Source organism: Pseudomonas sp. SMV71 (assembly GCF_052042015.1).
In the GTDB taxonomy this organism is placed as follows: Bacteria; Pseudomonadota; Gammaproteobacteria; order Pseudomonadales; family Pseudomonadaceae; genus Aquipseudomonas.
The window spans coordinates 60537-75938 of the sequence record NZ_JBKGGU010000003.1; the positions used below are offsets into that span (position 1 = coordinate 60537).

The 15402-nt window shown below is 63.7% G+C and carries 3 protein-coding genes; all 3 read left to right on the forward strand.

The window, feature by feature from the left end:
* Positions 1-13 precede the first annotated feature (13 nt).
* The 3 genes from ACLEJQ_RS03495 to ACLEJQ_RS03505 all read left to right on the forward strand — a co-directional run bounded on the left by ACLEJQ_RS03495 (position 14) and on the right by ACLEJQ_RS03505 (position 15398).
* Complete coding sequence (locus ACLEJQ_RS03495; protein ID WP_440792220.1) at positions 14-967, forward strand: TauD/TfdA family dioxygenase; 954 nt, start codon at positions 14-16, stop codon at positions 965-967.
* A 70-nt stretch (positions 968-1037) separates the two neighbouring features.
* Positions 1038-5855 (forward strand): condensation domain-containing protein, encoded by a 4818-nt coding sequence (locus ACLEJQ_RS03500; protein ID WP_440792222.1) that lies wholly within the window; start codon positions 1038-1040, stop codon positions 5853-5855.
* A 78-nt stretch (positions 5856-5933) separates the two neighbouring features.
* A complete protein-coding gene (locus ACLEJQ_RS03505) occupies positions 5934-15398 on the forward strand; it encodes an amino acid adenylation domain-containing protein (RefSeq protein ID WP_440792224.1) in 9465 nt (3154 codons plus the stop codon).
* Positions 15399-15402 lie beyond the last annotated feature (4 nt).

Sequence of the window (15402 nt, forward strand, 5' to 3'; positions counted from 1 at the left end):
ACAGGTTCAAACCATGGATGTTGTACCGGGTAACGAGCAAACCTTGCCGTTCATCTTCCAGGCACCGCTGGCAGGCGCTGCCTGGCAAGCCAGTCGAGCGCAGATCCTGCAGGCGGTGGAGTCCGAGCTGCCTCGTGCGGGGGGTATTCTGTTTCGCGGTTTCGCCTTCAGGGATGAAGCGGACTTCGAGGAATTCGCTCGCAGCTTCGGTCATGAACTGCTGACCTACGACTATGCCTCCACTCCGCGCACCAAGCTCAACAACCGGGTGTACACCTCCACCGAGTACCCGGCCCATCAGGTTATCCCGCTGCACAATGAGCAGTCTTATTCGCTGAACTGGCCGATGAAGATCTGGTTCCATTGCGTGCAGGCCTCGCCGGTCGGCGGTGAAACGCCCATTGCCGACAGCCGTCTCGTCTACCAGCAGATCGACCCCGCTATCCGTCAGCGCTTTGCCGAGAAGCGCCTGATGTATGTGCGCAACTACGGCAACGGCCTGGACCTTCCCTGGCAGCAGGCTTTCAGCACCGAGGACCGCTCGCAGGTCGAGCGTTACTGTCGTGCCAGCAACATCCAATTCCAGTGGAAAGACGACGGTGAGCTTTCCACTCGCCAGGTCTGCCAGGCCGTGGCCCAGCACCCGGTGACGGGGGAGTGGGTGTGGTTCAATCAGGCGCATCTGTTCCATATTTCCAACCTTGCGGCGCCGGTACGCGAGACATTGATCTCCATCGTCGGTGAGCAGGGTGTGCCGCGTAACGTGTTCTATGGCGACGGCTCGCCGATTGAATTGCACGCGCTGGAGCACATCCGCGAAGTCTTGCAGCGCTGTCAGGTGAGCTTCCCCTGGCAGGCGGGTGATGTCTTGATGCTCGACAACATGCTGGTCGCTCACGGTCGCGCAACCTTCCAGGGGGCGCGCAAGGTCGTGGTCGCCATGGCGGAGCCGGCCTCGGCAAGCTGATCGCCGCTTCCTTTCAGAAAGCCGCCGCAATGGGCGGCCTATTTCGAACAAGCACAATGAAGGACATCAAATGCTCGATCGCCTGATGCATCGCTGCTGGCTGCGTGGAATTCGCCTATCGATAGCCGAAGGTCGTTTGATCGTTACGCACCGTTCGCCAGGTGCGCTGGATGAAGAGCTCGACGCCCAGCTGAGCGCACACGACGCCGAGGTGCAGCAATGGCTGCAACGCCACCCCGACTATTTCGATGCCCGACCGTTGACGGACAACGAGCAGGCGCTCTGGTTTCTCCAGCGCCTGGAGCCCGACAGCTGCGCCTACAACATTGCCTATGCCGGACGGCTCAAACCAGGGTTCGTTACTCCCGATTTGCCCCAGCGCCTGCAAGAAGCCTGGGCAACCGTACAGCAGCGCTACCCGTTGTTGTGCACGCCCTATGCCGAGCGCAACGGTGACTTGCTGCAATGGAGCCACCGCGAGCGTGTCCAGCCGTTGCAACGCGTGGCATTGCAGGACGCAGACGCGCAGACGCTGCAGCAACGTATCACCGAGGCGGCCGATCTTCCCTTCAAACTGGAAGACGGAGATGTCAGTCGGGTAGTCCTCTTCAGCAACGCGCGCGACGGTCGTGTCGAGCACAGCGTGCTGCTGGTGATTCATCACATCGCGGCGGACCTGGCCACGTTCTACATCGTGCTCAATGAGCTGTTCGCGCTGCTCCAGGATCAGCCGCTGCCCGCTGTGAACCCTGACGCCTACCGCGACTATTGCAGCGACTTGCACATTCGCAGTGAGGCAGCCGAGCCTGTAGAACTGGCATGGTGGCAGGCACAGCTGGCCGAAGCCCCGACCCTGGAGTTGCCCACCGATTTTCCCTATGGCAGCAACCAGGCCTTCAAGGGCGGGGAGTTGTCAGTCCGCTTCGATCCGGCCACGACGGCACGGTTTCGCGCCGTCGCCCGAGCGTGGGGAGTGACGCCGTATGTGTTGTGGTTCTCACTGTTCCAGCAGTTTCTCGGCGTGCTGTCAGGCCAGGACGACTTCGTCCTGGGGACGCCCAGCGGTTGGCGCTTGCGCCGTGAACACGTCAACCTGCCGGGGTACCTGGTCAACCCGCTGCCCATCCGCTGCCGGCTGCGTCGGGACTTGTCCAGCGGCGACTGGGCCAGGCAGGTCGACGCCACCGTCAAGGACGCCCTGCGGCACCGCCATTACCCGTTCTCGCGGCTGGTCAAACAATTGGACCTGCCGCGCCAGGCGGGCAGGGCGCCGCTGTTCCAACACATGTTCACGCTGAACAAGGAACGCATTGCGCCGTTCGAGCAGTACGTCGACCGCTTGCTGTCGGAACAGCGAGGCGCGGCCCACGAATTGAACATGGTGATCATCGACGAAGAAGAGGGATTTCTTTGCCGGTGGCGCTACAGCAAGGCGTTGTATCGCCACGAAACGATCGAACGCTATCGAGATCAGTTCGTCGCCCTGGCCCTGGCGGCGATCGAACAGCCCCAGGTGCCGTTTGCCGAGCTCGACTGGCTGGCGCCCGAGCAACAGTCATTGCTCAAAGGCGAGGACGTGCCGGTTCCCTTCAGCAATGCCTGGCAGGCGTTCACCGCACAGTGTGGGCGCAAGCCGCAGTCGATTGCCCTGCAGGATGAACAGGGTACGCTCAGCTATGCCGATCTGGGACGTGCCGTGGTCGCCCGTGGCGAACGTATGCAGAAGGATTCGAGCCTGGCCGGTGAGCGCATCGCCTTGTGCTTGCCGCGCAGTCGTGAGCTGGTGATGCACATGCTCGCAGCCTGGCAATGCGGCGCGACCTACCTGGCGCTCGATCCGCAATGGCCGGCGTCGCGTTTGCAGGAGATCTGCCAGGACGCCATGCCCAAGGTCTGGATCAGTGAGGGCGAGCGCCCCGAGTGGTTGCCCGGGCAGGTTCGATGGTTGGCATTGCCGCCTGTGCCGTTGTTCAGTGAGTCGCCTTTGCGGACTTCCCTGGCGGCGGATCTCGCGGCCTACGTGGTCTATACCTCGGGCTCCAGTGGGCGGCCCAAGGGTGTCGAGGTCAGTCAGGGCAACCTGATTCATTATGTGACCGGTTGCCTTGAGCGCTTGGGCCTGCCGGAGGATGCGAGCCTGGCCAGTCTGGCCAGTTGCGCGACGGACCTGGGTCATACCGCATTGTTCGGGGCGCTGCTGAGCGGCCGCTGCCTGCGCCTGCTGGCCGAAGAGCTGGCCTTCGATGCCGAAGAGCTGGCTGCCGTCCTTGCGCACCAACCCGTGGATCTGTTGAAGATCGTGCCGTCGCACCTCAATGCCTTGTTGATCGCCAAGGACCCGCAGCGGTTGTTGCCACGACAGTGCCTGGTGGTCGGTGGCGAAGCCCTGGGCCACGATCTGGTGACACGTTTGCGCGCGTTGAAAGCCGATTTGCGCATCGTCAACCACTATGGCCCCAGCGAAACCACGGTCGGGGTGTTGACCCATGAGGTGGATGCCAGTGGCGCCGCACCGCTGGGACGGCCACTGGCCAATGTCCAGGTGAGCGTGCGGGCCCCTGACGGTGCCCTGTTGCCGGCTGGCGTCAGTGGCGAACTGTACGTTCAGGGCGCGACCGTGGCCCTGGGTTATCTGAGTGCCAGCGACGCCGACCGTGCACGTTTTGGTCAGCACGGTTATCGCACCGGTGACCGGGTACGGCTCAATCACCTGGGGCAGATGGAGTTTCTCGGTCGCCTCGATGAGCAGGTCAAGATCCGCGGCTACCGGGTGGAGCCAGCCGAGGTCGCGGCGCAATTGCGCGCCATGCCGCAGGTCAGCGACGTCAGGGTACTGAACTGCCCGACGCCGTTGTCGGGCAATCGACTGGTCGCCTTCCTGGTTGCGTCGCCTGCTGCGCTGGCCGATATCCAGGCAAACCTGCAACGGCAACTGCCGGATTACATGCAGCCGGCGCAATGGCACTGCCTCGACGCTTTCGCCTTGTTGCCCAACGGCAAGGTCGACCGTCAGGCGTTGTTGCGCCTGGCTGAGCAAGCGACGGCGCCGGCCCATGGAGCAGGGGCGTCGGACGATCAGCCCTTGAATGCCGTGGAAACCACATTGCTGGACATCTGGCGTTCCATGCTCGGCAACCCCGAGGTCGGGCCCGATGACAACTTCTTCGCCCTGGGCGGCGATTCCATTCTCGGCTTGCAAATCATCGCCCTGGCGCGCCAGCAACAGATCCTGATGACGCCCAAGCAATTGTTCGCCGAGCAGACAGTGCGTGCTCTGGCGCGGGTGGTGCAGACACCACAGCGCACCCTGGAGCTGCTCCTGCTGGAGATCGCCCGGGAGATTCTCAACAACTCGGATCTGCAGGTCGACGACAACTTCTTCTCGGTCGGCGGCGACTCGATCCTGAGTTTGCAGATCATCGCCCGGGCCAAACAACAGGGCCTGCAGCTCAAGCCCAAACAGATCTTCGAATTTCCCACCGTGCGCGGTTGGGCCGGGCAGGTGGTGGACCTTGGCGCGACGGCCGAGCAGCCTGCGAGCCACTCGCCCGAGCCCACCACGGCGTTCGCCTTGACGCCCATCCAGGACTGGTTCTTTTCCCAGGGACAGAACCCGGCTGAACACTGGAACCAGTCGTTGCTGCTGGCCCTGCACGAGCCACTGGATCAGCAACGGTTTACCCGAGCCCTGGGCACGTTGCTTGAACGCCACGCCAGCCTGCGCCTGACGTTTGAAGCATCCCCGCAGGGCTGGCAGCAACGCTATCAAGTTTTTTCCCAGGACCAGGTCAAAGCCCTGTTCCGAGTGGAGGAAGAGCCCTTGACCGAGGCCCTGCTGCAACGTTCGCAGCAAGGCTGGGACCTGACCCAGGCACCCTTGATCCGCTGGGTGTATTTCACCCAGAGCCGGGAGTTGCTCTGCACGGCCCATCACCTGCTGGTCGATGCGGTGTCCTGGCAGGTTCTGTTGCACGAGCTGGAGAGCCTGTACCTGCAACCGGATGCGGTTCTGCCCGCCGTCACGGCAGGTTTCCACGTGTGGAGCGAGGCGTTGCAGCGCCACCGGGGTGACCCTGAAGTGCTGGCGCAGGTGGATTACTGGCGTGAGCAGTTGGCCGCTGAGGGCGCCGTGCCCGAACAGGTCAGTGTGTACGGTGAGAGCCGAACGCTGGAGGCGCAATTGAGCGTCGAGCAGACCCGGTTGTTATTGGGCGATTGCCATGCCGCCTACGGCACGCAAGTCCAGGATCTGCTGGTGGCCGCCCTGGCCGGGACTCTCGGGCAATGGCAGGGACGCGAGCGAGTCACCCTGGAAATGGAAAGCCACGGTCGCACAGGCTGGGAGCAAGGCCCCGATCTGTCCCGTTCGATTGGTTGGCACACCAGTCGCTATCCGCTGGCTATTGACACCTCGTGGGACCCCGAGCGCTCGATCATCGCGGCCAAGGAGGCCCTGCGCCGCCTGCCGGAACAGGGCCTGGGCTACGGATTGCTGCGCCTCGACCCGGCCCATGGCCTGGGAGCGGCCTCGCTGTTGACCTTCAACTACCTGGGACGGGTTGAACAGTGGCTGGAGGCATCCAGTCTCTGGCGATTGGCTCGACCGATCTGCCCAGGCATGCGCGCCGACAGCACCCGGCGCACGCATCTGCTGGACGTCACGGCACTGGTGAACGAAGGCCGGCTGCACATCGAATGGCGTTACGACCCGCAGATCCACGAGACGGTATTGGTTCGTGAGTTGGCCCAGCAGTTCCAGCAGCGCCTCGCCGCCTTGTTGGAGCACTGCCTGGCGCCCACGGTGGGTCGCGCCACGGCTTCGGACTTCGCTGACTCAGGTTTGTCCGACGATGAGTTCCTGGGCCTGCTCGAACAGCTCGAGCAGTGATTACCCCTGCGTGCCCTACATACAGGCATACATACAGGCATACATACACGCATCCACACAGGTTCGGATACCGTCAGCATGAACGACAAGGTCAAAGCACTTTCGCGCAATATCGAATCGATTTATCCGCTGGCGCCCATGCAGCAGGGACTGCTGTTCCACAGTCTGCTGCACCCTGGCAAAGGCATGTACCTGCTGCAATACCGTCATGTCATGGTCATGCCGAATCTTGATCTGGCAGCGTTCCGTCAGGCCTGGGCGCAGGTGGTGGAGCGCCATGAATTGCTGCGCACTTCCTTTGTCTGGAAGCAGCAGAAGCGTCCGATGCAAGTCGTGCACAAGCAGGTCGAATTGCCGATCACCTATGAGGACTGGTCGCATCTGAGCGAAGGCGAGCAGCAGGAGCGCCTGGAACAACTGCTCAGCGAAGAGCGGACCCAGGGACTGGACTTTACCAAGGCGCCGCTGATGCGAGTCAGGCTGTACAAGCTGGCCCCCGACACCTATCAATTCGTGCGCAGCTACCACCACATCCTGATGGACGCCTGGTGCTTCTCGATCATCATGATGGACTTCCTCAACGGCTACCGTGCCGCTCAGGAAGGCCGTCGCCTGAACCTGCCGGCGCCGCGTCCGTATCGCGATTTCATTCGCTGGCTGGAAACCCAGAAGCCGCAGGACCACCAGGCATTCTGGCAACAACGCCTGGCGGGGTTCGACACCCCCAACGAGTTTGGCTTCGGGCATGTCGGCAGGATCCAGGGGGCTGCGGAGCCCGTTGAAGACTGCGTCGGACACCTGACGCTCGAGCAGACCCTCGACCTGCAGAACGCGGCGGCCCGGCACGGCATCACCCTCAACACCCTGGTGCAGGGGGCCTGGGCTTTGCTGTTGGCGCGCTACAGCGGGGATCGCGACCTGGTGTTCGGCATCACCGTCGCCGGTCGGCCGGTTCACCTGCAAGGCATGGAAAGTATCGTCGGCCTGTTCATCAACAGTTTGCCACTGCGTTGGAACGTGCGTCCGGATGACGCGTTGGGTCCATGGTTGAAGGCCTTGCAGACCGAAAACCTGAGCCTGCGCGAACACGAAAGCGTGTCCCTGGCCGAGATCCAGCGCTGGAGCGAAGTGCAGCGCCAGGCCCTGTTCCAGAGTCTGTTCGTGTTCGAGAACGCGCCCATTGCCGCCGACTTGCGTCAGGGGCAACTGGACTACCTGATCAGCGACATGGCCAATCGCACCCACACCAACTATCCCATCACGGTGGTGATCGTTCCGGGTGAGCGCCTGCACCTGCAATTGACCTATCAGACCGACTGGTACCTGCGCGAAGAAATCGAGCAGATGCTGCGCCACTTCCGCACCTTGCTGCTGAACATCGGTTCGGCCTTGCAGGCTCATCCAGAAACACCGCTGCACCACCTGGCGATGCTCGATGAGCGTGAAATCGCGCACCAGCATCAGGTCTGGGCCGGTGGAGGCCTGGCGGCCGACGAACAGCTGCTGCAACCCTTGTACATCGAGCGACTGCAGCAACAGGTTCGCCTGACGCCCGAGCGCATTGCCATGGTTCACGGCGACAACAGCCTGACGTTCGATCAGTTGAACCGCGCCGCCAACCGTCTGGCCCGGCACCTGCGCGCCCAGGGTGTCAACGCTGGTGACTTGATCGCGGTGTTCGACGAGCGTGGCCTGGACTTGGTGGTGATGATCCTTGCCGTCCTCAAGGCCGGTGCCGGTTGGCTGCCGCTCGACCCGCGCAATCCACCCCAGCGCTTGGCCCAGGTCCTGCGCCAGAGTCGAACGCCGTTGCTGGTCCACGGCGCGGGGTTGGGCGAGCTGGCGCGGGAGGCTGTGGCGCTGCTCGAACAACGTCCCAAAGCAGTGCTCTACGATTCTGCGGTACTGAACAGCTACAGCGATGAAGACCTGAACCTTGCGGTCCACGACCTCTCGTTGGCCTATTGCATCTTCACCTCCGGCTCCACCGGCACGCCCAAAGGGGCGATGGTGGCGCACGCGGGCATGCTCAACAACATCCTCGGCAAGCTGCCGGGGCTGGGGCTCGATGCATCCGATGTCATTGCCCAGACCGCGCCGCAATGCTTCGACATTTCTGTCTGGCAAACCCTGGCCGGCCTGGTGCTGGGGGCTCGCACGGTGATCCTCGGCGATTGCATCGTGCAGGATCCCGATGCGCTGGCGTCGGCCATCGAACGGCATGGCATCAGCATCCTCGAAGCCGTGCCGTCGTTGATGCAGAGCCTGCTCGACGCGGGGCTCGAACGCTCGCGACTGCGCTGGGTGCTGGCCACCGGCGAGGCGCTCCCGCCGGCCCTGGCGCGTCGTTGGTTCGACCGCTATCCCGCCATTCCATTGATGAACGCCTACGGGCCCGCCGAATGCTCCGATGACGTAGCGTTCCATCCGCTGCTCGAACGGTTGCCGGAACACCGCATCAACGTGCCCATCGGTCGCGCCACCCTGAACAACCGCTTATACCTGCTCGATGCCGACCTGCAACCCATACCGGCCGGTGCGGTAGGGGAGATTTTCGTCGCCGGTGTCGGCGTCGGACGCGGCTACATGGCAGACCCGGCGCGCACGGCGGCGGTGTTCCTTCCGGACCCGATTGCCAACGACGGTTCGCGTCTCTATCGCACCGGTGACCTGGCGCGCTTCCTGCCCAATGGCGATCTTGAATACGTTGGGCGTACCGACCATCAGGTCAAGATCCGCGGACACCGCATCGAACTGGACGAAATCGAAGCCTGCCTGAGCCATTACCCCGGCGTCCGGGAAGCGGTGGTCGTAGCGCGTGACGACCAGCAACGCGCCAAGGTGCTGGTGGCCTACGTGGTGAGCGATACACAGCTGAGCATCGAGGCCTTGCGCGCGCATGTGCTGGGGCATCTTCCTCCCTACATGACGCCCGGCGCATTTGTGTTCCTGGAGCGCTTCCCACTCAATGGCAACGGCAAGATCGATCGAAAATCCTTGCCCGCCCCGGATTTCGCCGCCCAGAGTCAGGCCCGCTACGTTGCGCCCAGCAGCGAGCTGCAAGGCCAGATGGTCGAGGCCTGGCAAAGCGTGCTGGGGCTTGGTCAGGTCGGTGTCGAGGACAACTTCTTCGAGCTGGGCGGTCATTCGCTGCTGGCCACTCAACTGATCGGGCTGATCGGCAAACTCACGGGCAAGGATTTGCCCCTGCGCGTAGTGTTCGAGCGCCCGACCATCGCTGCCATGGCCGATTGGCTGGAAAACCAGACCGGCACCGTGAACGCATCGCCGGCGCTGCTGCCGCGCCCTGACAAGCTGCCGCTGTCGTTTGCCCAGCAGCGTCTGTGGTTCCTGCAACAGCTGGATCCCCATAGCCCCGCCTATAACCTGGCAGGCGCGGTTCGCCTGACCGGCGAGTTGCACATTGCCGACCTGCACGCTGCGTTGCAGGCTGTGGTTGATCGACACGAAGTGCTGCGCACCGGGTTCATCAACCAGGCCGAAGGACCGAGCCAACTGATCCTGGCCCGTACCGAGCTTGAGTTGCCTTTGGTCGACGTGTCGAACGAAGAAGGGCTGCACGACCTGCTGCGTCAGGATGCGATGACGCCGTTCTCGCTGGATACGGCTCCGTTGCTGCGCGCCAGACTCTATCGGCTGGCCCCGGATGCTTTTGTCTTGTCGTTGAACTGCCATCACATCGTGGCCGATGGCTGGTCCTTGCAACTGATCATCGATGAGGTGTGCAAGCAGTACCGCAACCTGCGGCAAGGGCTAACGATGGCGCTGCCGGCGCCGTCGATGCAATACGCCGACTATGCCCTCTGGCAACACCAGTGGATGAACAGCAAGGCGTGCGAACAGGAACTGGCGTTCTGGCGCGAGCAGTTGGCTGGCGAACTGCCGGTGCTGGAGCTCGCGGCCGATTTTCCCCGTCCCGCCCAGGCGAGCCAAGCCGGTGGGCGTGTCGAGCGGCGCTTGTCCGACGCCCTGACGGCACGCTTGCGTGCGTTCAGTGCCCGCCACGGCTGGAGCAATTTCATCCCGATGCTCACCGCGTTCCAGTTGCTGTTGCGCAGCCGCGGCGGCGCGGACGACATCCTCGTCGGCGTTCCCGTGGCCAACCGGCACCACGGGGTACTCCAGCCCCTGGTCGGTTGCTTCGTCAACACGCTGGTGTATCGCAAGAAACTGTCGGGCGAGCGCAGCCTGCTGCAACTGATGAGCGAACTGCAAGCGCTGTCCGTGTCGGTTCAGTCCCATCAGGACCTGCCATTCGACTACCTGATCGAGCAGCTCGGCGTCGTGCGGCAGGTGAGCTACAACCCGTTGTTCCAGGCCATGTTCAACTACTTCCCGGGCAATGCCCTGGAGCGTTTTGAACTGACCGATGTGATCGCCGAGCCGTTGGACAACCGTCCGGACAGCGCCTTGTGTGATCTGCACCTGGACGTGCGGGACAGCGAACACGGCATCAGCCTGAGCCTGCAATACAGCAGCGATCTGTTCCGCGAAGAAACCGCCCAGGCGATGGCCGAGCAGTACCTGGCAATGCTCGATGCGTTGATCGCGCAGCCAGAAAGGGCATTGGGTGAGCTGGCGTGGCAGTCTGCTGAACCCTCCCTGGCCCGTATCGACGGACCCGGCGTTATGGGTCATCAGGATATTCTCCAGGCCTTTGCGCATCAGGTTGCCCGTCAACCGGACGCGACGGCCTTAGTGGCCGGTGCTGAGCGTCTGAGCTACGCCCAGCTGGACCAGGCTGCCGAGCGATTGGCGGCAGCCCTGCAAGCCCATGGCGTTGGTATCGAGGATCGTGTCGCCCTCAGCTTGCCCCGCGACGCCCGCCTGCCCATGGCGCTGCTGGCGATTCTCAAGGCCGGTGCTGCCTACGTGCCGTTGGCCGAGGACACCCCGCCGGAACGTGGCCGTTACATCCTCGAGGCGGCGCAACCCAAACTGTGCCTTGGCACCGCCGCGAGCCTGGCGCTATTGGCGCAGTGGAACAGCGACGTGGCGTTGCTGGACATTGATGCCCTGAGCACCAGCGACCGCTACAAGGCCCCGGCAGTGGCGCAGGATCAGCTCGCCTACGTGCTGTATACCTCCGGCTCCACCGGGCAGCCCAAGGGCGTGGCAATCAGCCGTGGCAACCTGATGAACCTGATGCTGGCCGTGGAGCAGGCCGTGCCCATGACGGCTCGGGACCGGGTCCTGGCGTTGACCACCGCGACCTTCGATATTGCCATTGTCGAATTGCTGCTGCCGCTGGCACACGGCGCCAGCATCCTGTTGGCCGATCGCGAACAGGCGCGTGATCCCCAGGCGATCGATCAACTGTTGATGACCGGGCAGCCGACGATCATGCAGGCCACCCCCGCGACCTGGCGAATGCTGGTGGCGCATACCTCGCGCAGCTGGCAAGGCGTGCGTGCGATTTCCGGCGGAGAAGCCTTGCCTTGTGCGCTGGCCGAAGCCATCGAGGGCAGGGGTGCCAGGGTCATCAACGGTTACGGGCCGACAGAAGCGACGGTCTACAGCACTTTCGAAGTGCGCAGCGGGAGTGAGAGAGGCGGGGTGGAGGTGCCGATCGGGCATCCGGTCGCCAATACCGCCGCGTATGTACTCGATGCCGATTTGCAGCCGGTCGCCCCAGGAGTGCCCGGTGAGCTATACCTGGCTGGGGCGAACCTCGGTCGGGGCTACTTCGCGGCGGCACGACTGACCGCGGCGGCGTTCCTGCCGGATCCGTTCGTGCCGGGTGCCCGCATGTACCGCACCGGTGACCGGGTCCGACGCAACAGCCATGGCAGCCTCGACTACCTGGGACGGCTGGATTTCCAGGTCAAGCTGCGCGGTTTCCGGATCGAGCTGGGTGAAATCGAAGCGCTGCTGGCGCGTATCCCCGGCGTTCGCGAAGCGGCCGTCGTGCTGCTGGGCAGCGGTGAAACCGCCAGCCTGGTGGGTTACTACGCAGGCGACGCGCTGGATGAAACCATGCTGCGCGAGGCGCTCGCCGCCCAACTGCCGGACTACATGCTACCAAGCCAGTTCGTTCGCCTGGACACCCTGCCTTTGAGCCCGAGCGGCAAGGTTGATCGCAAGGCGTTGCCGGCACCGCAACAACGCGACGGACAGCGCGGCACGCTTTCGAGCGAATGGGAGCGGGAGGTGGCCAGGCTCTGGGAGGAACTGCTGGGCTGCACCGACGTTGGCGCGCACGACAATTTCTTTGCCCTGGGCGGCCATTCGTTGCTGGCGGCGCGGCTGGTGGCGCGAATTGCCGAGCAGCATGGCCGGCGCCTGGCATTGCGCACCCTGTTCGAGCAGCCGGTGCTGCGCGATTTTGCGGCGCAGGTGGCGGCGACGAACGTTGAAGCCGAGGGCATCCTGCGTCCCTTCAAGGAGCCCTTGGCACCGCTGCATTTCACTCAGCAGCGCCTGTGGTTCTTGGATCGCTTGCAAGGCGATACCCAGGCCTACCATTTGTCCCTCGCCCTGCGCCTGGAAGGTGCCCTGCAACCGGCGTTGCTGGAGCAGGCGTTGACGCAGTTGAGCAACCGCCAGCACAGCCTGCGGACGGTATTCAGCGAAACCTCCGATGGCGCCCGGCAGTCTGTCGAGCAATCCACGGCGGTGCCGTTGAGCTTCGAACCGCTGGAGATGGACGAACAGTCCCAGGATTTCGCGCTGAAACTGAGCCAGGAAGCACAACGTCCCTTTGACCTGTCGGCGCCGCCGCTGTGGCGGGTGTGTGTGTATCAGGGCCAGGACGTCAATGTGTTGCAGGTCACCTTGCACCACATCATTGCCGATGCCCGTTCGCTGGAAATTTTCTTCAATGAGCTGCAACTGATCTATCAGGCATTGCTGCAAGAGCGCAGCGCCAGCCTACCGCCGCTGCCGTTGCAGTTCTCGGACATCGCCGCCAGTTGGCAAAGTCCGGCAGGTCAGGCGCGTATCGAATCGCAGCTCGAATACTGGCGGCGAACCCTGGAAGGGGAGCCGCCGGTGCTGAACCTGCCCACCGATATGCCACGTCCCGCCGAGCAAGGCTACAACGGCCGGCGCCTGCGCTTCAGCCTGCCGGCAACCTTGGTCCAGCGTCTGCGTGATACCGCGCAACGCCACGGGCTGACCGCGTTCGCGCCGTTGCTGGCGGCCTGGAAAATCCTCCTGGCCAGGCACTCGGGCCAGCGCGAAATCTGGATCGGCCTGCCGGTCGCCCATCGCCATCAGGCCCACACCGATAACCTGATCGGTTACTTCGCGACCACCCAAGTGTTGCGCAGTCACATCGATGCCCAGCAGCCGGTCGAACAGTTCTGGCAGCAACTGCAAGCCACTCACCTGGCTGCCCAGCAGCATGCGGACGTCCCGTTCGAACGATTGGTAGAAGCGTTGAATGTGCGCCGCGACCTCAGCCACACACCACTGTTTCAGGCGTTGTTCAACCTGATCCAGCGCGATGCGGCAGCGGGCGATCAGCATTTCGCCGGCCTGCCGACGCAGCGGCTGGACGTGGAAAGCGACAGTGCCCTGGTGGATATCGGCTTGCACATCGAGCAGTACGGTGATGACTGGCAATGCGTGCTGGAATACAACACCGACCTGTTCCTGGATCGGACAGCGCAACGCTATGCAGACGAGTACTTGCACCTGCTCGAAGGCATGCTGGAAAACGCCCAGGCGCGCCTCTGGGACGTCGACCTGGCCAATACCGATCATGCCCTGGCCCTGCGTCCATGGAACCAGACGGCGGAGGCCTTGCCCCGCGAAGCGGACCTGATTGCCCGCTTCGAGCGTCAAGCGGCGCTGACGCCCGAGGCGTTGGCGGTCGACTGTCAGGACCAGCAACTGAGCTATGTCCAGCTAAACGCCCTCAGTAATCGCCTGGCCCATTGGTTGCGTGCACGGGGCGTCGGCACGGACGATCTGATTGCCGTCTGCTTGACCCGGGGCCGCTGGTTGCTGCCGGCACTGCTGGCCATCCACAAGGCCGGCGCGGCTTACCTGCCGCTGGACCCACAACACCCGGCGGATCGTCTGCGCTTCATCATCGAGCACGCCCGTCCGGCCCTGGTGCTCAGCGAAAGCCTGTGCGGCGATGTGCTGGGCGGTGTCGACAACGTCTGGCTCGATCAGTTGGCGCTGGAGGCGTGCAGTACCGACAAACCGGTGCTGCCGACCCACCCGGAGCAACGCGCTTATGTGATCTACACCTCGGGCTCGACCGGTACACCCAAAGGCGTGCAGGTCACACGCGGGAATCTGAGCAACCTGCTGGCCGCTCTCGATCGGCAATTGCCACTGGGCGCTGCGGATGTCTGGCTGGCCAGCACCACTTATGCGTTCGATATGTGCAAGCCGGAGCTGTTCCTGCCGCTGGTCAATGGCGCGGCGATCCTGCTGGCCCGTCGCGAGCAAGTCGTTGATGGTCACCAGCTGTTTGCCTTGCTGCGCCGCGCGACCGTGTTCCAGGCGACTCCCGCCGGTTGGCAGATCCTGTTGGAAACCGCCCAGGCCGACTGGCCAGCCGTGCGCGGGTTGATCGGTGGCGAGGCGGTTGCCGCTGAGCTGGTAACCGAGCTGCGCAGCCGCGGCGTGGTGCTGATCAACGCCTATGGTCCGACCGAAACCACGGTCTGGTCGACGACGCAGACGCTGCAAGAGGTGCCGTCCGGCGTGGCCGACATTGGTTCGCCGCTGCTCAACACGCGTTGCTACGTGCTCGATGAAATGCTCCGTCCGGTTCCACTGGGCACCACGGGTGAACTGTATATCGCCGGCGCCGGGGTGACCCGTGGTTACCAGCATGCCGCCGCCACCACGGCCGCGGTCTATCTGCCCGACCCGTATGCCAGTGAACCGGGTAGCCGCATGTATCGCACCGGCGACCTGGTACGGCGGCGCGATGACGGACGACTGGCCTACGTTGGTCGCAGCGATTTCCAGGTCAAGGTGCGTGGGTTCCGCATCGAGCCCGGCGAGATCGAGTCGCTGCTGCGTCGTTATCCGGGCGTGGAGGAGGCGGTGGTGATGATCGACTCGCGCAGTCAGAGCCTGTTCGCCTGGCTGCAAGCGCCGAGCCCCATCGACCAGGCAGCACTGCGTCGGCACCTGGAAGGCCTGTTGCCGGGCTATATGATCCCGGCGGGTTTCATCACCCAGCCACGCCTGGCCCTCAATGCCAACGGCAAGATCGACCGCAAGGCGTTGCCGGCGCCGCAGCCGGTGACGATACAGGGCGTGGCGCCGCGCACCGAGCTGGAGCAGCAACTGGCCGAAATCTGGCAGGACCTGCTCGAATTGCCGCAGGTCGGGGTGTTCAACAGTTTCTTCGAGTTGGGTGGGCATTCGCTGTTGGCGATGCGCTTGATGACCCAGGTCGAGAGCCGTTTCGGTATCAGGATCGAGCTGCGCAGCCTGTTCCACAACCCGACGATTGCCGGCCTTGCCGAGCAGATCGAGAAACCCCAGGGGCCGTCGACGGACCAGGCCCTGGACGAAATGCAGCGCCTGTTATCAGAGATGGAAGAGTAAGGAT

Coding starts and splice junctions, on each gene's coding strand:
- ACLEJQ_RS03500 (WP_440792222.1), top strand. CDS start 1,038: ATGCTCGATCGCCTGATGCATCGCTGCTGGCTGCGTGGAATTCGCCTA.
- ACLEJQ_RS03495 (WP_440792220.1), top strand. CDS start 14: ATGGATGTTGTACCGGGTAACGAGCAAACCTTGCCGTTCATCTTCCAG.
- ACLEJQ_RS03505 (WP_440792224.1), top strand. CDS start 5,934: ATGAACGACAAGGTCAAAGCACTTTCGCGCAATATCGAATCGATTTAT.